Genomic DNA, 26,344 nt, shown 5'->3' with positions numbered 1-26,344 from the left:
GAGACTGAAACTATTGGTGCTGTCTATGACAAATATAATAAACCAGTCTTGGACCCAATAGCTGCCAACATCCATGATGTATTCCATCGCAACGACATATCGATGGGAAGACATCATGCAAGACCTGATCGACGGCTTTCTCAAGTTCCAGCGGGAAGAGTTTCCCAAGCGCACGGAGCTGTTCAAGCGCCTGGCCACGACCCAGCAGCCGCCCACGCTGTTTATCGCCTGCTCGGACAGCCGCGTGGTGCCGGAACTGTTGACCCAGCGCGAGCCTGGCGAACTGTTCGTCATCCGTAATGCCGGCAATATCGTGCCCTCGTATGGGGTGCAGCCCGGCGGGGTGTCGGCCAGCGTCGAATACGCCGTGGTCGGCCTCGGCGTGCAGGACATCGTGATCTGCGGCCATTCCGATTGCGGCGCGATGACCGCCGTGGCCACCTGCAAGTGCCTTGACCATATGCCTGCGGTGGCCGGCTGGCTGCGCCACGCCGACGCGGCCAAGGCCATCAACGCGTCGCACGAACATGCCAGCGACAAGGCTCGTGTCGATTCGATGGTGCGCCAGAACGTGATCGCGCAGATCGCCAATATCAAGACACATCCGTCCGTGGCCCAGGCGCTGGGGCAGGGCCGCCTCAACCTTCATGGCTGGGTCTACGACATCGAGACCGGCTCGATCGATGCCTTCGACGGCATCTCGCAACGCTTCGTTTCCCTTGCGGACCATCCCACGGTTTCCGCTACCCCCGCCAGACTCGGCATTGCCGCCTGAGTCAGCATCTTCATCGCAAAGGAGCTTTTCATGCCGCAATCCCAGTACAGCCAGACGACGCGCCAGAACCTTGCCGACATCGTGATCGATGCCAAGGCGCGCAAGGGCCTGACTTTCGAACAGATCACCGAGGGCACCGGTCTCAGCATCGCCTTTGTCACCGCCGCGCTGCTCGGCCAGCATCCGCTGCCCGCGGAAGCCGCCCAGGTGGTAGGGGCCAAGCTCGACCTCGACGACGATGCAGTGCGCCTCCTGCAGACCATCCCGCTGCGCGGCAGCATTCCGGGCGGCGTTCCGACCGACCCGACCATCTATCGCTTCTACGAAATGGTGCAGGTCTATGGCTCCACCCTCAAGGCACTGGTGCACGAGAAATTCGGCGACGGCATCATCAGCGCGATCAACTTCAAGCTGGATATCAAGAAGGTCGAGGATCCGGAAGGCGGCCACCGCGCGGTGATCACGCTCGACGGCAAATACCTGCCGACCAAGCCGTTCTGAAGGCGGCATCAGCAAACGGTGCCTTCGCCACCGGCGGCGCTGCGCACGCGGCCTGCCGGTGTTTCCATGTGTGCCAGGACGCCCCGGCCGTCAGGCCAGCGCGCGTCCCACGAATTCCGCAAACGCCTTCACCTTGGCCGAATGCCGGCGCTGCTGCGGGCTGACGAGGTGAATCGGCATAGGGACGGCTTCCCAGTCCGGCAACAGGCGCTGCAACTCGCCGCTTGCGAGTTCCTGCTCGAACAGCCAGGTGGGCGAATAACCGATGCCCATGCCCGCCAGCAGCGACGCGCGCATGACTTCGCTGCTGTTGGTCTGCAGGTTGCCCTGCACCCTGACCACCTGCGAGGTGCCGGCCGGCACCTCGGCCCCGGCGCCGGCGGTGAAGTTCCACGCATTGCGCGACACCGTCTCCGTATAGACGAGGCAGTTGTGCGCGGCGAGGTCCATCGGGATGCGCGGCGCGGTGAGGCCCTGGGGCAGGTGACGCAGGTAGTTGCGATGCGCCACGAGCATGCGGTGCGTGGTGCCGATGCGGCGCGCGATCAGGCTGCTGTCGGCCAGTTCGCCGATGCGTACCGCCACGTCGATGCCGTGCTCGACGAGGTCGATAAAGCTGTCGTGGAGCCGCAGGTCGACCTTTACGTCGCGATGCTCGGCAAGGAACGCCTGCACGATCGGCATCAGCTTGAGCCGGCCAAATCCCACCGACGCGGCCACACGCAGCCATCCACTCAGCTGCTGCTCGCCGGTGCGCAGCGCGCCCTCGGCCTCGGCGATTTCGGCGAGCAGCCGCTGTACCTGCTCGAAGTAGCGCGCGCCTTCCTCGGTCAACGCGAGCGAGCGCGTGGTGCGGGTCAGCAGCCGTGCGCCCAGTTCGGTCTCGAGCGCGGCGACCTGCTTGCTGATGGCGCCCTGCGTGACGTCCGCCTCATGGGCCACCGCTGAAAAGCTTCCGGCCTCCACCACGCGTACAAAGGTCCGCATTGCCTGAAGCTTGTCCATATGATTATTCCTGTGTGGAATGAATGATATGAGCATACACCCCCTGAATCTCCTGCGTGGAATCAACCATAGTTCAATCACGCCAACGGCGCCGATACCCGGCACCGGTGAACCGCCCACACAAGGAGATCGATCATGAACAGCACCCGCCCCGTCGCCCTGATTACCGGCGCGCTTACCGGCATCGGCCGTGCCACCGCCCTGGCGTTTGCCCGCGAAGGTCACCGCGTGGTGATTAGCGGCCGCCGCGAGGAAGCCGGCCAGGCATTTGCCGCCGAACTGCGCGCGCTTGGTACCGATGCCGAATTCATCCGGGCCGACGTGCGCTTCGAAGCGGAGGTGCGCGCGCTGGTGGAACGTACGGTCGAGCGCTTCGGCCGCATCGACGTGGCGGTGAACAACGCCGGCGTGGAAGGGCAAGGTGCACCCCTGACCGAGCAGTCGGTGGTCAATTACGAAGAAACGTTCTCGACCAACGTGCTCGGTACGCTGCTGTCGCTGAAGCACGAGATGCGCGTGATGCTGGCGCAGGGCAGCGGCGCAATCGTCAACCTGTCCTCGATCGCCGGTCAGGTCGGCTTTCCGGGCGCGTCGGTCTATGTGGCCAGCAAGCACGCGGTGGAAGGCCTGACGCGCAGCGCCGCGCTCGAAGGTGCGGCGGCCGGCGTACGCGTCAACGCGGTCGCGCCGGGCCCGATTGCCACGGACATGCTCGACCGCTTTACCGGCAATAGCGCGGACGCCAAGTCGGGCTTCATCGCCACGATTCCGGCGCGCCGCGCGGGCGCACCCGACGAGATTGCGCAGACCATTGTCTTTCTCGGCAGCGACAAGGCGCGCTACCTCACCGGCCAGATGATCGCCGTCGACGGTGCCTATCTCGCGCAGTGAATGTTTGCGCAACGCATGGCATGCGCGCTGCGCTTCTTTTCCTTATCCCAACCCACCACAACCCAGGAACATCATCATGACGACCATCAATGTCCCCACCCGCGAAGAGGTATCCCCGGCCAACCAGGCCATCTTCGACAAACTCAAGAGCAGCCTCGGCATGGTGCCCAATCTGTACGCCACGCTGGCGCACTCGGAGCATGCTCTCGGCAACTACCTGGCTTTCCAGAACGGCAAGAGCAGCATCGCCGGCAAGGCGCGCGAAGTGGTGAACCTGGTGGTCAGCCAGGTCAATGCATGCGAATACTGCCTGGCCGCGCACACCGTGATCGGCAAGCTGAGCGGCTTCAGCGACGAGGAGGTGCTCGAGATCCGCGGTGGCACCGCGAGCTTCGACGCCAGGCTCGATGCGCTGGCGCGTCTGACGCGCAATATTGCGGAGAACCGTGGCCATGCCGACCCGGCGCTGGTCGAGGCATTTTTCGCCGCGGGCTGGACCAAGGCCAATCTGGTCGATGCGATCGTCGTGATCGGCGACAAGACCGTAACGAATTACCTGCACGCGACCACGCAGGTGCCGGTGGACTTTCCTGCGGCGCCGAAGCTGGCGGCGTGATCAGCGCGTAGGGGTAACTGGTATGGCGCCACGGCCGGCCGCTTGCCCCGCTGGAGCCCCGTATGAACCGGTACGGGATCCGCGCGGCCGGCCAGGCCGTTCGTGGACGTCTGCCTGCCGGTATGGCAGCGCTAGGGTACGAGCAGTAACTTGCCGGTCGTGGCGCGCCGCTCCATCTCGGCATGGGCTTGCGCGGCCTCCGCAAGCCCGTAGACGCCGCCGATATGGACCTGCAATTGCCCACCGGCGATCCAGTGGAACAAGCGTGCCGCACGCTCGCGCAGCAGCGCCGGCGTGGAGATATGGTCGAAGAAGACTGCGTAGCCGATCTTGATGCTGCGCGGCAGGCGCATGATGTCGAGCGCGCCGGGCCCGCCGAGCACCGGGCCATACCAGCAGAATGTGCCCGAGCGACGCAGCGAGTCCAGCGAAGCCTGGAACGTGGACGGTCCCGAGCCGTCGTAGACGACGTGTACGCCGAGGCCATCGGACAGGCGGCGCACCTCCTCGGCAAAGTTGCCCTCGGTATCGACGATCACGGCTTCGGCACCGGCCGCCCTGGCGACCGCGGCCTTGCGCTGCGAAGACACGCGGCCGATCACGCGGCCGCCGCGCAGGCGGATGATCTGCGTCAGCAACTGGCCCACACCGCCCGCCGCCGCATGGACGAGCGCGATATCGCCGGGCTGCACCGGATAGAAATCGGTGGCGAAATGGCTGGCGGTAATGCCCTGCATCATCACGGCCGCGGCGGTGCGGTCATCGATGGCATCCGGGATCGGCACCAGCGCTTCCGCGCTGGCGACGATGCGCTCGGCGTAGCTGCCCGGGACGTAGACCCATGCCACGCGCTGGCCGGCGCGCACCGTGTCGACGCCACTACCAACCGCCAGCACACGGCCCGCGCCTTCCACGCCGAGGCGACGCGGATACGGCATGCCGGCCCAGAACTGTTCGTTGGTGCGGACGCCGATATCCATGAAGTTGACGCCGGCAGCGGTCACTGCCACCAGCACTTCGCCGGGACCCGGCACGTGATCGGGCGCGGGCTCGGCCACGTCCAGGTATTCCATGACTTCCGGCCCGCCGGTGCGGGCGATCGAGATGGCTTTCATTGCATGGGCTCCATATTTGACTGATCGTTCCAAAATTCGGCAAAAAAAAGTCAACGCAGCGCACGCAGCGTCAGCGTGCCGAGCATGCTCAGGTGCGCCGCGTCCGCGCCTGCGCGCGCGGCAATGCGGATCGCGGCGAAATTCGCCGTGAGGAAGGCGGCCGCGGCCTCCGGTGCCAGCGAGGCGTCGAGATCGCCGGCCGCCTGTGCCTCCGTCACACGCGCCACGATGGCAGCCTGGATCACGTGGCCAGCGCGATCGTGAATCGCGGCAAGGTCAGCCGGCGCATGGCCGAATTCACAGATCGAGTTGACGCCAAGGCAGGCATGACCGGCATCGGCAACAACCCGTTCGATCATCGCGGCGATGCCGTCGAGGGCGCGCGGCTGGCTGCGCATTGCTGCGATGTGAGCATCTGCTTCAGTTGCGGCGTAGCGCTCCACCGCCAGGCAATAGAGACGCCACTTGTCGCCATAGGTGTCGTACAGGCTCTGGCGGCCGATCCCCATGGCCTGCGTCAGCAGCTCGGTCGAACTGCCTTCGTAACCGTGGTCACGGAACACCGCGATGGCGGCATCGAGCGCGCGCGTCTTGTCGAAGGCTTTGGGTCTTGGCATGTTGCCGTTGTACGCTTTCTGGAACGATCAGTCAAGAATACGGCGGAAAGCGAACCGGCCGGGGGGCGCGCGTCATGCCTTCTATATATAGAGGGCAGCGCGGAAAGGTCTTTGAGCCCCCGCCCCGCGCACGCGCCCGCCCGAGTTGGAGTATTCTTTCGCGCCATGGTCCGGCCCGGCCGGACCTGTCCCCATAGATACTTGTCAATCCAGTGCGGCGGGCGTAGTGTTCCATGTTCCGTTGCGCAAGCAGAAGATTTACAGCCTCCTGGATAGTTTCCGGATGAACAACAATTCGACAAATTTTCCAGACGAGCCGCCATTGCCGCCGACCTGGGATGCGCGTCTTGCGCGCCGCCTTGTCAGGCCTCTCAAACACACCAGGGTCACGCCAAATCACTTGACGACGGTCCGCCTGCTGATCGGGCTGGCCGGTGCCGTCGCGCTGACGCAGGGCGGCTACCTGTGGACCAATATCGGCGCCTTTCTGATCGTGTTGTCGAATTTTGTCGACCATACCGATGGAGAACTAGCCCGCATCAGCGGCAAAGGCAGCAAGTTCGGGCATTTCTACGACCTTGCCGCCGACGCGCTGGTCACCATCCTGTTGTTCGGCTGCATGGGCGTGGCAATTGCCTCCAGTGCCGGCAACACCGTGCTCGGTCCCACCGCGCTCGGCACCATCGCCGGCATTGCCGTGGCGCTGATCTTCTTTCTACGCATGCGCATCGAGTCGATGGTCGGCAAGACTGGCACCAAACAGGCGCGCGCGGCGGGCTTCGAGACCGAGGACGTGCTCTATCTGCTGCCGCTGGTGACTCTGACCGACTCCATCGCGCCGTTCCTGAAGGCTGCCGCCATTGGCGCGCCGATCTTCGCGGCGTGGTGCATTCTCGACTACTGGCGCGTGGTACGCCGCGCGCAGCCGGTAATGAATTCCAAGGACGCCTGAGGGACCGATGACTGAACAGGCCATGCGCGCGGACGCGCCCGATGCAGCGCTCGCTGCATCTTCCCACTCCCCAGCCACGCCAGCCGCCTCCGCCGCACGTGCGGCGTCGACGCCCGATGCCGACGTGGCGGGCCAGGTCAGCACGTTCGACAATGCCGCGCTGCGCGAGGACTTCGTCCGCCAGGGTGCATTCCTGTATCTGGACCAGTTCCTTCCGCCCGAGGCCGCCGCGCAGCTGGCCACGCTGGCGCGGGCGCTGCAGCCGCATATCAACCGCAACTACCTGCCCGGCCACAAGCAGGGCGGCAGCGTCAGCCGCCATACCATCGACGAGCACGCGCCGTTCATCGCCGAGCTCTATCGTTCCAGGGCGCTGATCGGCTGGCTCGAGCAGATGACCGGCGACAAGCTGCAGGTGTGCCCGCCGGGCGACCCGCATGCGTACGCGCTGTATTACTACACGCGTCCAGGCGACCATATCGGCTGGCATTACGACACGTCCTATTACGACGGCCGCCGCTATACCGTGTTGCTCGGCGTGATCGACGATTCCTCGTGCCGCCTCGACTACGAGCTCCACACGCGCGACGACAGCCGCGCGGACGAGCCGGGTTCGGTGCAGATTCCGCCGGGCGGCCTGGTGCTGTTCGACGGTGACAAGCTGCGCCATCGCATCACGCCACTTGGCGCGAACGAAATGCGGGTCTCGCTGACATTCGAATATGTGACCGACCAGGGCATGCGTCCGTGGTTGCGCTTTATCTCCAATATGAAGGACGCCGTGGCTTACTTCGGTTTCCGGCAGGTATTCAGGCGCCTCCTGTCGGGCGGGAAGACGCGCGCGTGACCCGTGCCGCAGTCCTCCTGTTCACGATCGGCGCGGCATTGTTCGTCGGGCTGCTCGCCTGGCGCGGTTTCGATGCCGTGGTGTCCACGCTGCTGGTGGCGGGCTGGGGCCTCGCGCTGATTGCCGCGTTCCATCTGATTCCGCTGCTGCTCGACGCCGCCGCCATCTGGGTGCTCATGCACCGCCATGGCGACGGCAAGGTACTCGATGCACTGCGTGCGCGCTGGGTCGGCGAATCGGCCAACAGCCTGCTGCCGGCGGGCCAGATTGGCGGGCCGGTGCTGATGGTGCGCTACCTGTCCCATCGCGGCGCGCGCATTCGCGATGCCGCAGCCGCGGTGACCGTCAGCACCACCGCGCAGGCGCTGTCGCAGATCCTGTTCGCCCTCGGCGGCATTCTGCTGTTCAGCGCCAACGGCGGCCTGGAAGGCGAGCGCGCGCCGGTGATTGCCGTGACGCTGGTGCTCACGCTGGCCGTGGTCGGCTTTATCGTCATGCAACGTCGCGGCATGTTCGGCGGCGTGATGCGCGTGCTGTCCAGGTTGTTCGGCAAGCGCGACTGGAAGGGTCTGACCATCGGCGCGGAAGCGGTCGACGAGGCCATTCGCGAACTCTATGGCCGCAAGGGTCCGGTCGCGGCGAGTTTTTTCCTCAACCTGATCGGCTGGATCATCGGTACCGGCGAAGTCATGCTGATTCTGCATTTTCTCGGTCATCCGGTGGGTTGGGTCGATGCGTTGTTGCTGGAGTCCGTGGGCCAGGCCATTCGTGGCGCGGCCTTTGCGATTCCCGGCTCGCTGGGCGCGCAGGAAGGCGGTTATCTGCTGCTGGCGCCGCTGGTCGGGCTGCCGCCGGAGACCGCGCTGGCCTTGTCGCTGGCCAAGCGCGTGCGCGAGCTGATTCTGGGCTTGCCGGGTTTGCTGTACCTGCATTTGAGTGAACGGAAATTCCAGCGCAGACGCGCGGCGCTACAGGGTTCCGAGTGACGGGCGGCCTCGTGTGTCGTGCATCGGCCATGGACCGATGCGGACGCGGGGGCCGATTTCTTTTTCTATCGCGTGGCGAGTAACAACAATGCGAGCAATCATTCTTGCCGCGGGCCTTGGCCTGCGACTGCAACAGCAAGCCGGGGAACAGTTTCCGAAATGCCTGTTGCGTTTCGACGGCACCACGCTGCTGGAACGCCATCTGCGCATGCTCAATGCGGCCGGCGTGGACGATATCGTGCTCGCGCTCGGCTTCGAGCCGCAACAGGTGCAGGCGGAACTGGACCGCATCGGCCTGACCCGTCGTCCCGAGACCGTGATCAATCCGCGCTACGACCTCGGCAGCGTGCTGACCGTGCATACCGTGGCGGAAGCGATGACGCGCGGCGGCGATGTGCTGCTGATGGATGCCGACGTGCTCTATGACGAGCGCATCCTCAATGCCCTGGTCGCCGGCCCCACCACCAACCGCCTGCTGATCGACCGCGACTTCGAGGCCGGCGACGAGCCCGTCAAGCTGTGCCTGCGGAACAAGGTACCGGTGGAGCTGCGCAAGCAGCTGATGGCCGATCTTGAATTCGACACCATCGGCGAGTCGGTGGGCTTTTTCCGTTTCGACGAAAAGACCGCGCGCCGCCTGGCCGAGATCGTCGCCGGCTACGTCGACGGCGGCCGTGCCAACATGCCGCACGAGGAAGCCGTACGCGACCTGCTGCTGGAAGGCGGCCATACCTTCGACGTGGCAGACGTGACCGGTGCCCCGTGGATTGAAATCGATTTTCCAGGCGACGTGAAGCGCGCCGCCGAAGAAGTCCTGCCCCAACTGACGCGACCTGTAGGAGTTGCTCAATGAACGCCATCGACCCCATCCTGCTTCCGAACTCGCGCGCGGCCCGTCTGCGCCAGATGCTCCAGAGCAACGATCTCGAATTCATCATGGAAGCCCATAACGGCCTCTCCGCACGCATCGTGCGCGAAGCCGGGTTCAAGGGCATCTGGGCTTCCGGCCTGGCCATCTCCGCGCAATTCGGTGTGCGCGACAACAACGAAGCGAGCTGGACCCAGGTGGTCGACAACCTCGAGTTCATGGCGGACGCGAGCGACCTGCCCATCCTGCTCGACGGCGATACCGGCTACGGCAACTTCAACAATGTGCGTCGTCTGGTGCGCAAGCTCGAGCAGCGCGGCATTGCCGGCGTATGCATCGAAGACAAGATCTTCCCCAAGACCAACAGCTTTATCGGCGGCGAGCAGCAGCCGCTGGCCGATATCGACGAATTCTGCGGCAAGATCAAGGCCGGCAAGGATTCGCAGAGCGACGACAACTTCTCCATCGTCGCACGCGTGGAAGCCCTGATCGCCGGCTGGGGCATGGAAGAAGCGCTGCGCCGCGCCGAGGCCTATCACCAGGCCGGTGCCGACGCCATCCTGATCCACAGCAAGCTGTCCAAGGCCGACGAAATCCTGACCTTCGCGCGCGAATGGGCCGGCCGCTGCCCGATCGTGATCGTGCCGACCAAGTACTACAGCACGCCGACCGATGCGTTCCGCAAGGCCGGCATCAGCCTCGTGATCTGGGCCAACCACCTGGTCCGCGTGGCGGCATCGTCGATGCAGGCCGTCGCCAAGGACATCTACGAGAACGAGACGCTGGTCAATGTGGAAGACCGCATCGCGTCCGTCAACGAGATCTTCCGCCTGCAGGACGCCGACGAGTATTCGGAAGCCGAAAAGATTTACCTGTCGGGCGGCCAGGCCCCGGGCTCGGCGGTCATTCTTGCCGCCGGCCGTGGCAAGGGCCTGGAAGCGCTGACCGAGGACAAGCCCAAGGTCATGCTGCCGGTGGCCGGCAAGCCGCTGCTGCGCTGGCTCGTGGACGGCTTCAAGAAGCAGGGCATCAACGAGATCACGGTGGTGGGCGGCTATCAGGCCAAGGCCATCGACGCCGCCGGTATCAAGCTCGCGGTCAACGAGCGTTACGCCCAGACCGGCGAGCTGGCCTCGCTGGCGTGCGCGGCCGACAGCCTGACGACCGATACCGTGATCGCCTACGGCGACCTGTTGTTCCGCAGCTATATCCTGCGCGACCTGGTCGAGAGCGAGGCCCCGTTCAGCGTGGTGGTCGACTCCTCGCAGACCGCGCCGTCCAATCAGAGCGTGCGCGACTTCGTATGGTGCTCGGCCTCGGACGACCGCGACCTGTTTGGCCGCAAGATCCTGCTGCGCGCGGTATCCGACGACGAGAAGGGCGGCGACGGCGCACCGCACGGCCGCTGGATCGGCCTGCTCAATGTGCGCGGCGCCGGAGTGGAACGCCTCAAGACGCTGCTCGCCGAACTGCGCCAGCGTCCGGACTTCGACCAGCTCGACGTGCCGGACCTGCTCAACGCGCTGGTGGCCGCCGGTGAAGAAGTCGAGGTCAAATACGTGCACGGCCACTGGCGCGGTGTGAACGACCTTGACGATTTCCGCCGCGCGGGCGACTTCGCGCATTCGCAGACCCCGTATGCCGCCGGCACCGCTGGCGAGGGTGCGCAATGATCGAGGCGGTCCAGTTCGTCGAGGCCGCGCGGGCGCGCGGTTTCGAGTGGTACGCCGGCGTGCCGTGCTCGTACCTGACGCCGTTTATCAACTACGTGGTGCAGGACCCCTCGCTGCACTATGTATCGGCCGCCAATGAAGGCGACGCGGTGGCGTTTATCGCGGGCGTGACGCAAGGCGCGCGCGCGGGCCGGCGCGGTATCACGATGATGCAGAACTCGGGCCTCGGCAACGCCGTGAGTCCGTTGACCTCGCTGACCTGGACCTTCCGCCTGCCGCAACTGCTGATCGTGACGTGGCGTGGCCAGCCAGGCGGTGCCGCCGACGAGCCGCAGCACGCCTTGATGGGCCCGATCACGCCCGCCATGCTCGACACCATGGAGATTCCATGGGAGCTGTTCCCGACCGAGGCCGATGCCGTCGGCCCGGCGCTCGATCGCGCCATCGCGCATATGGACAGCACGGGCCGTCCGTACGCGCTGATCATGCAGAAAGGCAGCGTGGCACCGTACGCGCTTGAGGCACAACAGCCCCCCGTGGTGCGGGCGAAAGCCGCGCCCCAGGGCGCCTGGCGCCACGTCGCGGAAGCCGCGCTGCCGACGCGGCGCGCAGCGCTCGAGCGGGTGATCGCGCATACGCCGGTGGACAGCACGGTGGTGCTAGCGTCCACAGGCTTCTGCGGCCGCGAGCTGTATGCGCTCGACGATCGGCCCAACCAGCTTTACATGGTCGGCTCGATGGGGTGCCTGACGCCGTTTGCGCTAGGCCTCGCGCTGGCGCGCCCGGACCTCAAGGTGGTGGCCGTCGATGGCGATGGCGCGGCACTGATGCGCATGGGCGTGTTTGCCACGCTGGGCGCGTACGGTCCGTCGAACCTCACCCATGTGCTGCTCGATAACGGCGCGCACGACTCCACCGGTGGCCAGGCCACGGTGTCGCGCAATGTGTCGTTTGCCGGTGTGGCCGCCGCGTGTGGTTATGCCTCCGCGGTGGAGGGCGATCATCTCGGCATGCTCGACGAAGTCCTGTCCGCACCGCCCGCGGAAGGCGCGCGTTTCGTGCGGCTGTGCATCGGCGCAGGTACGCCCGATGGCCTGCCGCGGCCGACCGTATCGCCGGTGGAAGTCAGGACCCGGCTGGGCCGCCAGATTGGTGCGGATATTGGTGCGGATACCGGCGCGTCTGTCGCGACCACTGCAGGCCAAGGAGACAAGTGATGTTGCTGTTGAACCCGGGCCCCGTCACGCTGACGGAACGCGTGCGCAAGAGCCTGCTGCAGACCGACCTGTGCCACCGCGAGAGCGAATTCTTCGACCTGCAGGACGAAGCGCGCGCACGGCTGCTCAAGGTGTACGCGCTGGACCCCGCGCACTGGACGGCGGTGCTGATGACCGGCTCCGGCACCGCCGCGCTGGAAAGCATGATCGCGTCGCTGGTACCGGCGCAAGGCAAGCTGCTGATCGTGCAGAACGGCGTGTATGGCGAGCGTGTCGCGCAGATCGCCACGCAATATCGCATCGACCACACGGTGGTGGCGCATGAATGGAAGGAAGCGCCCGACCTGGCGCGCATCGCCGCGGCGCTCGATGCCGACCGCGCCATTACGCATGTGGCCGTGATCCATCACGAGACCACGACCGGCCGCCTCAACGACCTCGCGGCGATCGATGCGCTGTGCCAGTCGCGCAAGGTGCGCCTGCTGGTGGATACCGTCAGCAGTTTTGGCGCCGAGGCGATCGATTTTTCCGGCAGCATCGACGCAGTGGCCGCAACGGCCAACAAGTGCCTGCACGGCGTGCCTGGCGCGGCCTTCGTGATCGCGCGCCGCGATGCCGTCGCCAAGGCCGCCAGCCGCACGTACTACCTCGATCTCGGCCGCATGGCCCGCCTGCAGGACCAGCGCAATACGCCCTTCACGCCGTCCGTGCACGCCTTCTATGCACTGGTGGAAGCGCTGCGCGAGTTCGAGGACGAAGGCGGCTGGCAGGCACGCCATCGGCGCTATGCCACGCTGGCGGAGCAGGTGCGGGCCGGACTGGCCGCGCTCGGCATCGAGCCGCTGTGGCCGGCGTCGCAATCGTCCGTGGTACTGCGTGCCTATCGCCTGCCCGCGGGCGTGGGCTACGAGCAATTGCACGACGGGCTCAAGGCCCGTGGTTTTGTCATCTACGCGGGCCAGGGCGGGCTGTCGGCCGAGCTGTTCCGTATCTCGACCATGGGTGCGCTGACCGCGGCCGACATGGAGCGCCTGCTTCAGGGTTTCCGCGAACTCGTCAGCCGCTAGCATCTCCCGGACTTGCGCGGTTTTGCGCCAGAGTTTCGAGCCACGAAATTTTGGTGCGGTGCAAAGTGACATCGATGCGAGAGGGCGCTTATAAGCGCTCTGAACACGCCTTCGATGTCGTTTCATCCCGCAAAACCGCAGCGAGTCAGGAGAGCGCATGACCCTCATCCGCACGTATTCGCTGCTGCCCGTCGTGGCGGCAGCGCTGTTGCCCGTGGTCCCATTCTCGCCGGCCATGGCCCAGGAATATCCGGCCAAGCCGATCCGGATGGTGGTGCCGTATCCGCCCGGTGGCCCCACCGATATCGTCGCGCGCGTGGTTGGGCAGAAGCTCTCCGAGCGCCTGGGGCAGCCGCTGGTCGTCGACAACCGTCCCGGGGCGGGCGGCAATATCGGCGCCGACACGGTCGCGAAGTCGCCGGCGGACGGCTACACCCTGCTGGTAGCCACTACCGCGCATGCGATCAACATGACGCTGTTCTCCAGGCCCACCTACAGCACCAGCAAGGACTTCACGCCGGTATCGATGCTGACCAGCGGTCCGCTGGTGCTGGTAACCGCGCCGTCGACGCCCGCGAAGAATGTCAGCGAACTGATCGCGCTGGCCAAGGCCAAGCCGGGTGCGATCACGTTCGCCAGTTCCGGCAACGGCCAGTCCACCCACCTCGCGGCCGAGCTGTTCAGCAGCATGGCGGGCGTGCGCATGACCCACGTGCCGTACAAGGGCAGCGCCCCTGCGCTGACCGACGTGATGGCGGGACAGGCCACGGTGATGTTCGACACCATGCTGTCGTCGATGCCGTTCGTGAGGGACGGCAAGCTCAAGGCACTGGCGGTCACCGGTAGCGCGCGCTCGCCGGCCGCGCCCGATATTCCGACCATGGCGGAGGCCGGTGTGCCCGGTTACGAGGCCACCGCATGGAATGCGCTGCTGGTGCCGGCGGGCACCCCGCCCGCGGTCGTCGGCAAGCTGAGCGAGGCGCTCAAGGCGGTGCTGACGCAGGAGGACGTGCGCTCGCGCTTTGCCACGCAGGGATTTGCCGCCAACTGGACCTCGCCCGCCGATACGCGCAAATTCATTACGCGCGAGATCGATAAATGGGGAAAGGTAGTGAAAACTTCTGGGGCCACGATTGACTAGCCCTCATGTTGCGTCGCCACGGGGTCACGTTTCGCAAGAAATTCCTTGAGGACGTTTGCGGCGCTTGCGGTGGCCTTTGAGCTTGCCACGGAAAGCGCCGCATATCTTTCGTTCCCCGGCGGGCCCGCGAGCATGATCATGCTCCGCAGCAGCCCATTGTCTTTACGTTTTCATCCGCAATTTCGCTTCCTATGCTTCCTGCGCGTGGCCGGAGGGGCCGGTTCGCGCATATGACAGGGCGGCAGGACATCGCCGCCATCGCTTCACGAAAGTCGAGTGCGATCAACGGAGACGAGCGATGAAATCAAGACTATTTGCGCGTATTGGCGCCGCACTGCTTGCGGCGCTCTTTCCCTTACTGGCCGTCGCACAGAGTAGCGACGAGGCCAGCCGACGAGCCAGTCACGACAACAGCCAGCGTGCCGCGATGGTCAAGGCCCGCCAGTATTTCTTCGGTCCCGAGAACGTGGACGAGCGCACGGGCAAGGTGCGTGAGGACAAGGTCATTTTCTCGTGGTTCAGCGTGGCGTCTTTCGCGGTGGCGGCCAAGGGGCGCGTATTCCTGCTGGATTCGTACATCTACCGGCTGGCCGACAAGCGCGCCTACGTACCGGTGACGGTGCAGGACCTCGTCGACCTGAAGCCGGAGGTCATCTTCATCGGCCATGGGCACGGTGACCACGCCGACAACGCCGCCTATATCGCCAAGCTGACCGGTGCGACCATCTATGGTGCCGCCGAGCACTGCGACGCGATGCAGGGCGATGCCGGCAGAATCTTCGGTGCGGGCACCACGGTGAAATGCCAGTCCATCACCACGGCGGGCTCGGCGCCCGGAACGGAAGTGCGCACACTGCGCGTGCTCGCGCCGGACCTCTGCATCACGGCCTGGAAGCACGTCCATTCCGCCACGGTGCCGGTCGATCCGACGTTGCCGCCGAACCCGATCAACGCGGTGCGCGATCCACGCGTGGATACGCTGTTCCCGCCCAACCCGCCGCCCGCGCTCGATACGCGCACGACGGCTGGCGCCGGTGGTCCGATTCCGATCATGTACCAGTTCACGGTGGGCGGTTCCGATTTCACGTTCATGTGGCACGACACCGCCGGTCCGCTCAAGGAGCAGGCGCCGCAGCTGCTGCAGTTCTTCACCACGCTGCCGAAGACCGATGTGGAACTGGGCGCGGGGGTGAGCATCGGCGAAGCCAACAACGGCGTGCGCGATATCGCGATGTACGTGCAGGCGATCCAGCCCAAGGTGTTCTTCATGACGCATACCGACAACTTCAATATCGGCGCATCGGAGTTCTACGTGCAGGCCATCCAGCGCCAGTTCGACATCTTCAATATTCCACAGGCGGACCGCCCCGAGGTACGTGGGCTGCATGACCCATACGACTACGTGCGGCCATACCTGATGACGTTCGACTACAAGAACGACCTGTGGCGCGATGCGAAGAAGGGCAACCGTCATAGCCGCTTCTGCGCGGGCTGATCGTGAGGGAGGACGCGCGGGCGCCGCCCGCGCGCGCCGGGAATATATTCCATTGCACGATAAATCTATGAAAACCATTCGCTTGTGAGAATCGGTGCCGTACCTTTAGCATGCCTTCGTCAAAGCCATAACGAGGAGACATGCAGTGAAGAAGGCACTGATTGCCATGCTGGTTGCGTCCGCCGCATCTGCCGCACTGGTTCAGCCCGCATCGGCGCAGGGCGACGCCTATCCCAGCCGTCCGATCAAGATCGTGGTGCCATTTGGCGCGGGCAGCGCGTCCGATACCGCCGCGCGCATCGTCGCCGATGCCGCGCGCGATGCGCTCGGTACCATCATCATCGACAACCGGCCCGGGGCCAACGGCATCATCGGCTCCTCTTACGTGGCCAAGGCGGCGCCGGACGGCTATACGCTGCTGCTCACCAGCAGCTCAACGCATTCGGGCATCGGTGCGCTGTACAAGCACCCGGGCTATGACCCGATCAAGGACTTCGTGCATGTGTCGCGTATCGCAACCATCCCCATGGTGCTGGTGACGCGCCCCGACGCGCCGTACAAGACCGCGCAGGACCTGGCCGCGTATGCGCAGAAGAATCGCGTGCGCTATGGCTACGGTAGCGGCTCCGCGCAGATCGCGGCGGCCACATTCTCGCTGGTGGCCAATGCGCCGTCCGATGCGATTCCCTACAAGAGCCAGCCGCCCGCGGTGACCGACCTCATGGGCAGCCAGATCGACTACATGCTGGCCGATACGTCGGTGGTCATGAGTTTCCTGCACGCCGGCAAGCTCAATGGGCTGGCCATCACCACGCCGCAGCGCCTGCCGGCCTTGCCCAATGTCCCGACCATGGCGGAAGCCGGCTACAAGGCATTCGACCTCGTGGTCTGGGTGGGCCTGGCCGCGCCGGCGGGCACGCCGCCGGCCATCGTCGAGCGCTGGAGCAAGGCGGTGAACGCCGCGCTGGCGCGTCCGCAGGTGGTCGAGAAGCTCGCCACTCTCGGCATGGTGGCCAGCCCCAATACGCCGAAGGAGCATGCCGCATTTGCGGTGGCGCAACGCGATGTGTGGGTGTCCCGCGCGGCCAAGGCGGGCGTGGAGCAGCAATGACACTGAAGAACGGCCCGCTCGCGGGCGTACGGGTACTCGATCTCACGTCGGTGATCATGGGTCCGGTATGCACGCAGATCCTTGCCGACTACGGTGCCGAGGTGGTGAAGATCGAACCGCCTGAAGGCGATGTGATGCGCCACGCCGGCGCCAGGCGCGAGCCCCGCATGGGGGCGATGTTCCTGCACGCGAACCAGGGCAAACAGTCGCTCGTGCTCGACCTCAAGGCCGCCGCGGATATCGCGACGCTACGCGCGATGCTGCCGTCGTTCGATGTGCTCGTGCATAACGTGCGTCCGCAGGCGATGCAGCGCCTGGGGCTCGACGATGCCGCGATACGTCGCCTCCATCCGTCGATCGTCTATGCCGAACTGACCGGCTATGCCGAGGGCGGGCCGCTGCACGGCCGCGCTGCATATGACGACATCATCCAGGCGCAGGCCGGCCTGGCCGAACTGTTTGCGCGCCAGACCGGCGGTGCACCGCAGTATGTGCCGACGCTGATCGCCGACCGCGTGACCGGCCTGACCGCGGCCCATGCCATCCTCGCCGCCTTGTTCCGGCGCGCTCGGACGGGAGAGGGCGATACCATCCGCGTGTCGATGTTCGAGACCATCGCGGCCTTCGTGCTCGGCGATCATCTCGGCGGCGCTTCGTTCGAGCCGTCGGCCGGGCCGATGGGTTACAACCGCCTGCTGACGCCGTATCGCCGACCGTATCGCACGCTGGACGGTTATATCGCCGCGGTGGTCTACAACGACAAGCACTGGCGCGCATTCTTCGAAGCTATCGGCGACCTGCCAACCTTCGAGGCGGACGCGCGCTTCCAGACCGCCGCGGCGCGCGCGGACAACTACGACGCGATCTACGGCTACCTGGCGGACGTGCTCGCCACGCGCACCAGCGAGGCGTGGCTGCGCCTGCTCGAAGCCGCCGACATTCCCTGCGCCCGTGTCAATCGCGTGGAAGACCTGCTGAGCGATGCGCAGCTGCGCGCGGTGGGTTTTTTCGACGAGACGGATCCGCATCAGCGCCATATTGCGGCCCGCTTCCGCTCGCCCGCGGCCACGGAGGACGCCACGCCGGCGCCGACGTTGCCCGCTCGTGGCGCCGACCAGTGAGATTCGCCATGCACGACCTGCAAGACCTGAAACACCTGACGCTCGATCTCGACGCGCGCGGCATCGCCACGCTGTGCATCGACAACGGCACGTCGCTCAATATCCTCGACTCCGACACCATCGTCGAATTCACCCGCACGCTGCGGACGCTGGCGCGTTATCCCCACGTGCGCGTGCTGGTGCTGCGCGGTACTGGCGACAAGGCCTTTATCGGCGGCGCCAATATCAAGGAGCTGGCCCGCCTGCAGCCGGATACCGCGGTCGCGTTCATCACGCGGTTGCACGACCTGTGCGAAGCCGTGCGCGATTTTCCGGTGCCGACCATCGCCCGCCTGTCGGGCTGGTGCATGGGCGGCGGCATGGAGTTCGCGGCGGCGTGCGACCTCCGCATTGCCGATACCGATGCGCATTTCGCCATGCCCGAGGTGCGCATCGGCATACCGTCGGTGATCCACGCCAACCTGCTGCCGCGCCTGATCGGCGAGGGCAACACGCGCCGGATGCTGCTGACAGGCGCCGCCATCGATGCGGCACGCGCGCATGCCTGGGGCTTCCTCAACGAGGTGGTGAATAACGCCGCGCTCGACGAGGCCATCGCGCATACCGTCGGCGAGCTGCTCGAGTGCGGACCGGTCGCGGTGCGGGCACAGAAGGCACTGCTGCGGACATGGGAAGATCCGAACATCGAGCGCGGACTCAAGCACAGCATCGCGCTGTTCGGCGAGATGTACGCCGGCCCCGAGCCGGACGCGTACATGACGCGCTTTCTCGAACGCAAGAAGAAGGCCTAGCGGCGGCTGGCTTTCTCCGACGCCGACCCCGTTGCCATATCCTTTGCGGTCACGGTGCGGCGCCGGAGCGTGAACGGCATTTCGCTCCGGTCTTGAGCCATTACGTGCCGGTCTGGGGATGGATGGTCTCGCCGCGCGTCAGCATGTCGATGAACTCGGCGATCTTGCGCGCACGCGTCTCCGGCTTCTTGGCGTTCTGGACCCGAAACAGGATGGCATAGCGGTTGCGGCTATTCAGCGCCGCAAAAAACGCCAGGGCTTCAGGATTGGCGTCCAGGGCGGCCTGCAGGTCGTCCGGCACGGTGGCCTTGCCGGGAGAGGCATACGCCGTCTCCCAGCGCCCGTCGTTCCTTGCCTTCTCGATCTCCCGCAGGCCGGACGGCCGCATCCTGCCAGCGGCAAGCAGGGCTCGCGCCTTGTCCTTGTTGATCTGCGACCAGATGCTTCGGGCCGAGCGGGGCGTGAAGCGCTGCAGCCAGTAATCCGCGTTCTCGGCCCGCTTCTGTCCGTCGATCCACCCATAGCAGAGCGCGCTCTCCACGGCCTGGGCATAGGTCAGCGTCGATTGCCTGGCGGTCTTCTTCGCCAGGCGCAGCCAGGCGCCGGCCGAGGTGGCTTCGTTTTGCGCCAGCCAGTGCTCCCATTCCTCCTGGCCGGCAAACGTCATAGGCGATTCGGTCATGGCGGTGACTCGAGTGGTCAAGACAGTTGGGATCCGGTTTGCTCCCAGTATATTCGCAGCAGGTCCCGTCGTCGGCGAGTTCACCCATGGATGGGCATTGCTTCTAATATAGGGGCCCACCGACAATCGTCTTGCCGTGCCACCATGAACCTGACCCTCCGCGAATTCCGTGTGTTTCGCGTCGTCTACGAACTGCGCAGCTTCAGTGCCGCCTCGCAGACGGTTCACATGACGCAATCCGCGGTCAGCAAGATCTGTCAGGAGATGGAAGCCAAGGTGGGCCAGCGGCTGTTCGAACGTTCCACGCGCAAGGTCGTGCCGACGCGCCTGGCCGATCAGCTCTACGGCTACGTGTGCGAGGTGCTCGGCACGATGGATGCCGCCGAGCGCAGCCTGCAGAGTCTGCTCAACCTGGAACAGGGCGAGGTCCGCGTGGCCGCGTCGCCGATGATGGCCTATGGACTGCTGCGGCAACCCGTGGCCGACTTCCACGTGGCGCACCCCGGCATCCAGCTTGGCCTGTACGAGCTCTCGACTGACGAGACCATCGAGTATGTGGTGAACGGCAAGGCCGACTTCGGCCTGGTCTCGATCGAGGAACATCACCCCAAGCTGCACGTCGAGCAGCTCTATTCGGAATCGATCCACGTGATTTGCGCGCCCGACCACGAGCTCGCGCGCAAACGCGCCGTCACGTGGGAAGCGCTGGCGCGCTATCCGCATATCTCGATGCACCCGTCGTTCAGCACCCGACGTACCGTGGACCGCGTTTATGCGATGAAAGGACTGACTTATCGCTCCGCGATCGAGGTAGGGACGGTGCTGTCGGTATTGGGGATGGTGAAGTCGGGCATGGGCGTGGCGGTGTTGCCGGGCTATGTGCTGGACTTCGTGCGCGACCTGGATCTGGTGGCGAGGAAATTGCCGGCGGTCGGTCATGTCCACCCGATCTCGCTGATCCGTCGCTGGAATGCCCGCCTGTCCAATGCGGCGGAAGCGTTGATGAGCGAGGTGCGCGACGAAATGGGCCGTAAACGCCGGCCTGTCAGGGCATGACGGTGGCAGGAGCGCAGGTGGCCCCTGCTAACATACGCACCCTCGGCACCGCCGCGCTACGGCGGTGTCACAGACTATCGGAGTGCCGCAGTGATTCAACCAACCAACGTATTCAAGGACAACCTCGCGCAGATGCCTGCGATCGCCGGTATCGAGCGCATCGATCTGGTGGATGCCGGCGGCGCGGTAGTGGCCAGCATCGAGAACATGCCCGGTAAGCAAGGCTCGTTGGCCGTGTACAACTATCTGCAACTGCAGTTCGGCAAACTCGATGCCAAGGCGGCGGAATTCGGGCTGGCGGTGTTTGCGGAACATACGGCGGACGCGCGCAATCGTCCCGGCGCACATCCCAATGTCGACCGGTTGCTCGCGATTGCCGCAGGCGGCGACGCGCTGAAGATCCAGATCATCGCCAGGGCCACTGACGGCTGACGACTCAAGCCGGGCCGTGCAACCGCCGTAATATGGCGTGGACACCCTCTGAATGCCATCGAAATGAAACAGGTAGTTCCATTTGTTCTATGCGCCGCGGCAGCGTTGCTGACCTCGGCGGTGTGTGCGCGAACTTCGGTCCAAACTCCGGCCCAAACTCCGGCCCAAACGTCGGCGCGAATCCCCGACAAGATCGCCGCCCCGCTTGGGCTCGAACTCGGCCAGTCCAGGTGCGCGCGCCTGACCAGCGTGCAGAACCACGTGCGGACCGGCAAGGCCGCCTGGGCCGGTGGCGATGCGGTGGAGATCAAGCACCTCGACCGCTTCAACCTGCCAGGACTGAGCCGCGCCATCGTCAATTGCGATGCGACGGATGCCGTGGCGCTGATCACGCTGACCTTCGACCGTTCTGCACTGGATGAGGTGTCGGGCAAGCTCAACGCCCGCTACGACTCGAAGCGCAAGACGGACCCCACTGCCGAGAACAGCTATGCGGAGTGGGGCGCCGAAAACGGCAGCGTAGAACTGCTGTATGGGCGCGACAGCAAGCAGTTCACCGTGGCCTACTGGGCCAAGGGCGCAAAGGCGAAGTACTTTGCCTACAGCGGCAGTGCCACGCAGGAAAAGGCTCCGGCCGCGCCCGGCGCCGCGGCGCCGGCAAGGCGGCCCGCCCCGTTATAGCATTGGGCCCAACGGCGAATCTGTCTGAAGCGGGTGGCCCTACTCAACCAGCCCTAACGTGCTGAGCAGCGAGAAGAGTTCTTCTTCAACCTTCGCGGCACGTTGTACCCCTTCGAGATCGATACGCTCGGCCAGTTCCGCGGCAGCACAGTTCTTACGGTAGGTGGGCCATTCACGTTGCAAGGCCGCGAGCGCCAGGGAGGTTGATTGCGGGCGGCGTCGCTGGCAGCGTGGCAAGTGGCGCAACAATAGCGCCTCATGGCATGGACGCTGCCATATCAGCCGGAACCGCTCTTCGCGCGCTGCTCGTTGCACTTGCCGGTCACGAGTCTGGGTGTGGCCCACCGTATCCTCATCCAGCAAGATGTATTTCTCGAGGAATTCTCCACGGCCGCGCTGCGCTTCCCGGCGGAGCGCCTTCTTCGCAGAGTCCACAGTCGCAAGCGGATCGCCGCCGTTAAGCACGACTGTGATCAGATGGTAGGCAGCGTTCACACCCAGAAGTCGCTGCAACAGGGCGATATAGCTACGCTCGCTTTCCCCCTCGCACCCCACAAAGATTCGCTTGCGTTGTCGAACCGGTTGACGTGCCATGCGTACTATCCGAGATTGGGGACGGCTCCATAAACACCGCCCATGTATTTGCGATAGAAATTGTCGACGCGTCGTACACCGTGTATTTCGTGCAGACCGTAGACCGTCGTCGCGCCGTCTGCGTCCTTCTCGCAGAAGTAAACTTCTTCCTTCACAAGTTCCTCCAGCAGCGAAGCGTTCTGACACGTCATCCACAGCTGCGCGTGGTGCCGATTGCGTTTGCCGTCATAGAACCAGCGCAGAATTTCAGGTAGTACGTTCGGATGGATCGAGAGATCCATTTCGTCGATGACGGCAATGCCACCCTGTGCGAGCACGCTCGCAATCAGCGGATAGATCTGCAGAAAGTTGCGCGTGCCATGGCTCTCCAGAAACAAGGGCACGGGCTTGGACAATCCCTCATGTTCAAAGGTTGCACGCGGGCCATTGCCGGTCGACTCGATATTCATGGAACGGATGCCCAGGTCGATGCGCCGCAAGTCACGGTTGACGGCCTCGAGATAGGCCGGGTTTCCCTGGTAGAACTTGAGCATCGTCATCTCATCGATAGCATGTTTCTCGATAAGAATGTTCGAGACGATCTTTGCCGCCGCATCGCGAAGAAAGAGCGAGGGCTTGTGGTCTAACTGTGCCAACGTGGACACCACACTCGCATTGTCCCGAAGTATCTTGCGCAGGACGGGCCCGTGCCCGGAGAACTGAAACTCCTTGCCCGCCACTACCTCGTCCTGGTCCCGCTCGAATAGCCTCACCTTGCGCCTGGCCGAATCCGGCCAGTAGTGGAGCGATTCGGTCAGAACCACGCGCCGATCCCCCTGATCCCCAAACTCGATCTCGTACGCGTAGCGGCATTCCACGCCGTCTGGCGATGGAGAGCTTGTCCAAGCCCCGATGTCTTGCGGCCCGCTGAAATGGAGCGCCATTCGTGTGATGCGGGATGTGTTGCCGTCGCTCCATGACGGCTCGACAGGCAGCGACATATCCGGTGCCAGATGAAAGCTGTGCCGGACGAACCAGCCAAGCAATCCCAGCGTCCGCAGGACAGTGGACTTGCCTGACGCGTTGGCACCGAAGAAAGCCACCACCTTCGGCGCCTTGATGGCGGCGCCAGGCCATGTTGCGGAGAACCGCTCCGGCGATTCGGGTGCATGGCCCGCGACCTGCAAGTCGATGACCTGCGCGTCCCGGATCGACATGTAGTTCTCGATTTCCAAGCGATGGAGCATAGCTGGCAATGGCAAATGTGGAATGAAGGCAAAATATCGACAAAAAAATGTCGAAAATTGACATTCAGCTTATCAGGTACGGCCACCATCATCAATATTCGGCACGTTTTTTCAGTACCCGCATATAGTAGACAACAGCAACGATATGAAATACGATGTCAACTAAATACTTGAACAATCAAAGCAAGGAGACACGATGCTGCGCCTTCTCAAATCTCTCCTGTGGATGACCGCGTTGCTGGCCGTTCCCCCGGCATTCGCTGCCTATCCTGATCGGCCCGTAGTCCTGATCGTGCCGTTTGCGGCGGGGGGGCCTGCCGATGTCATGGCACGGACGCTGGCCAAGTCGCTTGGCAACCGTCTCGGGCAGACCGTGGTGGTGGAGAACCGGCCGGGTGCGGGTGGCCTCGTGGGCATTGCCGCGGTCACGCGTGCCACCGCCGATGGCTACACGTTGGGCATGGCCGGCACCGGCGCCATGGTGTACGCGCCGTTTATCGCGCCCAGAATGCCCTTCGATCCACTCAAGGACGTCACCTACCTGAGCACGATGGTGTCAACGCCCAACGTGCTGGTGGTCAACGCCAGCTCGCCCCTGAAGTCGGTCGCGGATCTGCTCGCGAATGCCCGGCGCCAGCCCGACAAGCTCACGGTGGCCTCCGCGGGCGTGGGTAGCAGCACCCATGTGGTGGGCGAACTGTTCCAGCACGAAGGCGCGGTGAAACTGCGCCACGTCCCGTACAAGGGCGGCGCACCCGCGGTGCAGGATCTGATGGGCGGGCAGGTGGACATGTTCATTGCCGAGATTCCGGCCGTGGCGCATCTGATCAAGGCGGGCAAGCTGCGCGGCCTGATGGTGACCGACAACAAGCGGCTGGCGGCGTTGCCCGAGGTGCCGACGGCCGCGGAAGTGGGTTTGCCGAAGGTGTTGGCTTCGGGAGCCTACGGCATCGTCGCGCCGAAGGGTCTGCCCGACGACGTCGTCCGCAAGCTGGTCGAGGCATTGACGGCGTCGCTGCGTACATCAGACGTGGTGGAGAGGTTCGCCGAGCAGGGTGGCATCGCACAGTCGAGTACGCCGGAGGCATACCGTGCGCAGATCAAGTCGGAGCAGGGCCGCTGGGGGCCGATCATCAAGGCCGCCGGCATTACTTCAGAGTGACAGGCAATTCCAGAGGACGCACAACATGAGTTTCAAGACGCGCATCACCGAGTTGCTCGGGATTCGCTATCCCATCGTCCAGGCAGGCATGAGCTGGGCCTCGTCCAGCTCGCGGCTGGTCGGCGCGGTCTCGAAGGCGGGCGGCCTCGGCGTGATCGCGGCCGGGCCGATGCGGCCTGACGATCTGCGCAATGCGATTCGCGAAGTGCGCACCTTCACCGAGGCGCCGTTTGCGGTCAATGTCGCCCTGTACAACAAGCGCGCCGCTGAGCATCTGCAGATCGTGCTGGATGAGCACGTACCGATCCTGATCGCCTCGCAGGGCAGCCCGCGCGATCATATCGCGCGCTTCCGGCAAGCCGGTGTCACCTGGCTGCATGTGGTCGCGCATCCCGACCATGCGCGCAAGGCGGAAGCCGCCGGCGTGGATGGACTGGTCGTGGTCGGCGGCGAAGCGGGTGGACATCCGCCGCCCAATGGCACCAGCACGCTTGTCCTGGTGCGGTTGATCGCGCAATCAGTGGGAATTCCGATCGTGGCCGGTGGCGGCATCGTCGATGGCGCGGGCCTGGCGGCCATGCTGTGCCTGGGCGCCGAGGCGGTGCAGATGGGCACGCGCTTCCTGCTGACGCCGGAGGCCTCGCTCCACGATGCGTACAAGGAGAAGGTGCTGACCGCGGGCGTGGGCGATACCACGCTGGTAGGGTGGCGCGGGCTGCCGATCCGCGCCGTACGCAACGCCTTCACGGCGGAATATGAGGCGGCCGAGCAGGCGGGGCAGGCGCGCGAGGTGCTCGAGGCATTGTTCGGCAGCCGCTCGCTGCGCATGGCCGCGGTGGATGGCGACGTGGAACAGGGCAAGGTCGAGGCCGGCCAGAGCGCGGCTCTGATCGATGCGCTGCTACCGGCAGCGGAAGTGGTGGAACGCACCATGGCCGAGGCTTGTGAGGTCGTCGCACGCCTGAAGCAACAACTGGGGTAAGAACATGAACGAACTGCTGATCGAAGACATCGGCCAGGTGCGCGTGCTGCGCATGAACCGGCCGGAAAAGCGCAATGCGCTGAACAACGCCCTGACCCGTGCGCTGGTGGAGGCGATGGCCGCGGCGGAAGCCGATGACAGGGTCCATGTGGTGGTGCTCACGGGCAACGGTGCCGCATTCTGCGCGGGCGCCGATATCGGCGAGTTCAAGGACCTGACACCCGACCAGATGTCGCGAGTGGAAGAGCGCGCCGAGCTGACCATGCAATTGCACCTCAGCGTGTCGCGCATGAGCAAGCCGGTGATTGCCGCCGTCAACGGATTCGCCATGGGTGGGGGCGCAGGACTGGCGATCGCATGCGACCTTGCGCTCGCGGCGCGCTCGGCACGCTTCGGCTATCCGGAAGTGAAACACGGCATCGTGGCGGCCATCGTGCTGCCGAACCTGACGCGGCAGATCGGCCGCAAGGCCGCCTTCCATATGGTGGCGACCGGCGAGACGGTCGATGCGGAACGCGCGCTTGCCCTGGGCATGGTCAATGCCGTGCATGCGGACGAGGCGCTGATGGACGAGACCCTGGCACTGGCAAGCCGCCTGGCTGCCGCGAGCCGTGCGGCCATGGCCACCACCAAGCAGACTTTCCACGAAGTGGTGGACCTGCCGTTGGCACGCGGTCTCGAAGTCGGCCGCGAAGCCAACAAGCGCATGCGCACTTTCGTGCGAACCGACCGGTAACACG

Annotated in this window: 28 protein-coding genes; 22 read left to right on the top strand and 6 right to left on the bottom strand. The window is 64.9% G+C overall.

The window, feature by feature from the left end; genetic code table 11:
* Positions 1–115 precede the first annotated feature (115 nt).
* Both DFLDMN_RS29875 and cynS read left to right on the top strand, forming a co-directional pair.
* Positions 116–775, top strand: a complete 660-nt coding sequence (locus tag DFLDMN_RS29875; protein WP_423199356.1) for a carbonic anhydrase — start codon at positions 116–118, stop codon at positions 773–775.
* 30 nt (positions 776–805) lie between these two features.
* Complete coding sequence (gene cynS, locus DFLDMN_RS29870) at positions 806–1,276, top strand: cyanase (RefSeq protein WP_423199355.1); 471 nt, start codon at positions 806–808, stop codon at positions 1,274–1,276.
* Positions 1,277–1,366: 90 nt separating this feature from the next.
* Here the strand turns inward: cynS and DFLDMN_RS29865 are convergent, their stop codons facing one another.
* Entirely contained in the window at positions 1,367–2,281 is a 915-nt protein-coding gene (locus DFLDMN_RS29865; protein ID WP_423199354.1) for a LysR substrate-binding domain-containing protein, read from the bottom strand.
* Positions 2,282–2,416: 135 nt separating this feature from the next.
* Between DFLDMN_RS29865 and DFLDMN_RS29860 the strand changes: the two genes are divergently transcribed.
* Both DFLDMN_RS29860 and DFLDMN_RS29855 read left to right on the top strand, forming a co-directional pair.
* Entirely contained in the window at positions 2,417–3,172 is a 756-nt protein-coding gene (locus DFLDMN_RS29860) for a glucose 1-dehydrogenase (RefSeq protein ID WP_423199353.1), read from the top strand.
* A gap of 76 nt (positions 3,173–3,248) precedes the next feature.
* Positions 3,249–3,788 carry a carboxymuconolactone decarboxylase family protein gene (locus DFLDMN_RS29855; protein WP_423199352.1) on the top strand — a complete coding sequence of 180 codons (540 nt, stop codon included), beginning with the start codon at positions 3,249–3,251 and terminating at the stop codon, positions 3,786–3,788.
* Positions 3,789–3,919: 131 nt separating this feature from the next.
* Here the strand turns inward: DFLDMN_RS29855 and DFLDMN_RS29850 are convergent, their stop codons facing one another.
* The gene (locus DFLDMN_RS29850) at positions 3,920–4,903 is read right to left on the bottom strand and encodes a quinone oxidoreductase family protein (RefSeq protein ID WP_423199351.1); all 984 of its coding nucleotides are present in this window, start codon (positions 4,901–4,903) and stop codon (positions 3,920–3,922) included.
* 50 nt (positions 4,904–4,953) lie between these two features.
* Entirely contained in the window at positions 4,954–5,520 is a 567-nt protein-coding gene (locus DFLDMN_RS29845) for a TetR/AcrR family transcriptional regulator (protein WP_423199350.1), read from the bottom strand.
* Positions 5,521–5,803: 283 nt separating this feature from the next.
* Here DFLDMN_RS29845 and DFLDMN_RS29840 point away from each other — a divergent pair, with 283 nt between their 5' ends.
* From DFLDMN_RS29840 to DFLDMN_RS29785, 12 genes are all read left to right on the top strand, one after another.
* The gene (locus tag DFLDMN_RS29840) at positions 5,804–6,472 is read left to right on the top strand and encodes a CDP-alcohol phosphatidyltransferase family protein (protein ID WP_423199349.1); all 669 of its coding nucleotides are present in this window, start codon (positions 5,804–5,806) and stop codon (positions 6,470–6,472) included.
* Between the two features lie 7 nt (positions 6,473–6,479).
* A complete protein-coding gene (locus DFLDMN_RS29835) occupies positions 6,480–7,319 on the top strand; it encodes a HalD/BesD family halogenase (protein WP_423199348.1) in 840 nt (279 codons plus the stop codon).
* Positions 7,316–8,305, top strand: a complete 990-nt coding sequence (locus DFLDMN_RS29830; protein WP_423199347.1) for a lysylphosphatidylglycerol synthase domain-containing protein — start codon at positions 7,316–7,318, stop codon at positions 8,303–8,305. Before DFLDMN_RS29835 ends, DFLDMN_RS29830 begins: the two co-directional genes overlap by 4 nt.
* Positions 8,306–8,393: 88 nt before the next feature.
* Entirely contained in the window at positions 8,394–9,158 is a 765-nt protein-coding gene (locus tag DFLDMN_RS29825) for an NTP transferase domain-containing protein (RefSeq protein WP_423199346.1), read from the top strand.
* Positions 9,155–10,846, top strand: a complete 1,692-nt coding sequence (aepX, locus tag DFLDMN_RS29820) for a bifunctional phosphoenolpyruvate phosphomutase/phosphocholine cytidylyltransferase family protein (RefSeq protein WP_423199345.1) — start codon at positions 9,155–9,157, stop codon at positions 10,844–10,846. The genes DFLDMN_RS29825 and aepX overlap by 4 nt, the downstream gene beginning before the upstream one ends.
* Entirely contained in the window at positions 10,843–12,063 is a 1,221-nt protein-coding gene (gene aepY, locus DFLDMN_RS29815; protein ID WP_423199344.1) for a thiamine pyrophosphate enzyme family protein, read from the top strand. The genes aepX and aepY overlap by 4 nt, the downstream gene beginning before the upstream one ends.
* Complete coding sequence (locus DFLDMN_RS29810) at positions 12,063–13,130, top strand: 2-aminoethylphosphonate aminotransferase (protein WP_423199343.1); 1,068 nt, start codon at positions 12,063–12,065, stop codon at positions 13,128–13,130. Before aepY ends, DFLDMN_RS29810 begins: the two co-directional genes overlap by 1 nt.
* Positions 13,131–13,287: 157 nt before the next feature.
* The gene (locus DFLDMN_RS29805; RefSeq protein WP_423199342.1) at positions 13,288–14,271 is read left to right on the top strand and encodes a tripartite tricarboxylate transporter substrate binding protein; all 984 of its coding nucleotides are present in this window, start codon (positions 13,288–13,290) and stop codon (positions 14,269–14,271) included.
* Between the two features lie 298 nt (positions 14,272–14,569).
* Positions 14,570–15,766: a hypothetical protein gene (locus DFLDMN_RS29800; protein ID WP_423199341.1), complete on the top strand. Its 1,197-nt coding sequence runs from the start codon at positions 14,570–14,572 to the stop codon at positions 15,764–15,766.
* 166 nt (positions 15,767–15,932) lie between these two features.
* The gene (locus DFLDMN_RS29795; RefSeq protein WP_423200615.1) at positions 15,933–16,877 is read left to right on the top strand and encodes a Bug family tripartite tricarboxylate transporter substrate binding protein; all 945 of its coding nucleotides are present in this window, start codon (positions 15,933–15,935) and stop codon (positions 16,875–16,877) included.
* Entirely contained in the window at positions 16,874–17,998 is a 1,125-nt protein-coding gene (locus DFLDMN_RS29790; protein WP_423199340.1) for a CaiB/BaiF CoA transferase family protein, read from the top strand. The genes DFLDMN_RS29795 and DFLDMN_RS29790 overlap by 4 nt, the downstream gene beginning before the upstream one ends.
* Positions 17,999–18,006: 8 nt before the next feature.
* Positions 18,007–18,789, top strand: a complete 783-nt coding sequence (locus tag DFLDMN_RS29785; protein ID WP_423199339.1) for an enoyl-CoA hydratase — start codon at positions 18,007–18,009, stop codon at positions 18,787–18,789.
* A 100-nt stretch (positions 18,790–18,889) separates the two neighbouring features.
* Here the strand turns inward: DFLDMN_RS29785 and DFLDMN_RS29780 are convergent, their stop codons facing one another.
* On the bottom strand, positions 18,890–19,471 hold the full coding sequence (locus DFLDMN_RS29780; RefSeq protein ID WP_423199338.1) for a YdeI/OmpD-associated family protein: 582 nt from the start codon (positions 19,469–19,471) through the stop codon (positions 18,890–18,892).
* Positions 19,472–19,615: 144 nt separating this feature from the next.
* Here DFLDMN_RS29780 and DFLDMN_RS29775 point away from each other — a divergent pair, with 144 nt between their 5' ends.
* From DFLDMN_RS29775 to DFLDMN_RS29765, 3 genes are all read left to right on the top strand, one after another.
* Positions 19,616–20,527 (top strand): LysR family transcriptional regulator, encoded by a 912-nt coding sequence (locus tag DFLDMN_RS29775; protein WP_423199337.1) that lies wholly within the window; start codon positions 19,616–19,618, stop codon positions 20,525–20,527.
* A 90-nt stretch (positions 20,528–20,617) separates the two neighbouring features.
* Positions 20,618–20,959, top strand: a complete 342-nt coding sequence (locus tag DFLDMN_RS29770) for a DUF2322 family protein (protein WP_423199336.1) — start codon at positions 20,618–20,620, stop codon at positions 20,957–20,959.
* A gap of 261 nt (positions 20,960–21,220) precedes the next feature.
* Entirely contained in the window at positions 21,221–21,640 is a 420-nt protein-coding gene (locus DFLDMN_RS29765) for a hypothetical protein (protein WP_423199335.1), read from the top strand.
* Between the two features lie 39 nt (positions 21,641–21,679).
* Here DFLDMN_RS29765 and DFLDMN_RS29760 read toward each other — a convergent pair whose 3' ends face one another.
* Complete coding sequence (locus DFLDMN_RS29760; RefSeq protein WP_423199334.1) at positions 21,680–22,234, bottom strand: RloB domain-containing protein; 555 nt, start codon at positions 22,232–22,234, stop codon at positions 21,680–21,682.
* Between the two features lie 5 nt (positions 22,235–22,239).
* Complete coding sequence (locus tag DFLDMN_RS29755) at positions 22,240–23,430, bottom strand: AAA family ATPase (protein WP_423199333.1); 1,191 nt, start codon at positions 23,428–23,430, stop codon at positions 22,240–22,242.
* A 226-nt stretch (positions 23,431–23,656) separates the two neighbouring features.
* Here DFLDMN_RS29755 and DFLDMN_RS29750 point away from each other — a divergent pair, with 226 nt between their 5' ends.
* The 3 genes from DFLDMN_RS29750 to DFLDMN_RS29740 are packed head-to-tail and all read left to right on the top strand — an operon-like array spanning position 23,657 to position 26,340.
* A complete protein-coding gene (locus DFLDMN_RS29750) occupies positions 23,657–24,622 on the top strand; it encodes a Bug family tripartite tricarboxylate transporter substrate binding protein (RefSeq protein WP_423199332.1) in 966 nt (321 codons plus the stop codon).
* A 25-nt stretch (positions 24,623–24,647) separates the two neighbouring features.
* Positions 24,648–25,604: an NAD(P)H-dependent flavin oxidoreductase gene (locus tag DFLDMN_RS29745; RefSeq protein WP_423199331.1), complete on the top strand. Its 957-nt coding sequence runs from the start codon at positions 24,648–24,650 to the stop codon at positions 25,602–25,604.
* 4 nt (positions 25,605–25,608) lie between these two features.
* Positions 25,609–26,340, top strand: coding sequence for an enoyl-CoA hydratase/isomerase family protein (locus tag DFLDMN_RS29740; protein ID WP_423199330.1), 732 nt, complete (start codon positions 25,609–25,611; stop codon positions 26,338–26,340).
* The last annotated feature ends 4 nt before the right edge of the window (positions 26,341–26,344 follow it).

It is taken from the genome of Cupriavidus sp. H19C3, assembly GCF_049393815.1.
GTDB lineage: Bacteria > Pseudomonadota > Gammaproteobacteria > Burkholderiales > Burkholderiaceae > Cupriavidus.
The sequence above is the reverse complement of the archived record's forward strand: the minus strand, read 5'-3'. Positions and strand labels throughout refer to the sequence as shown.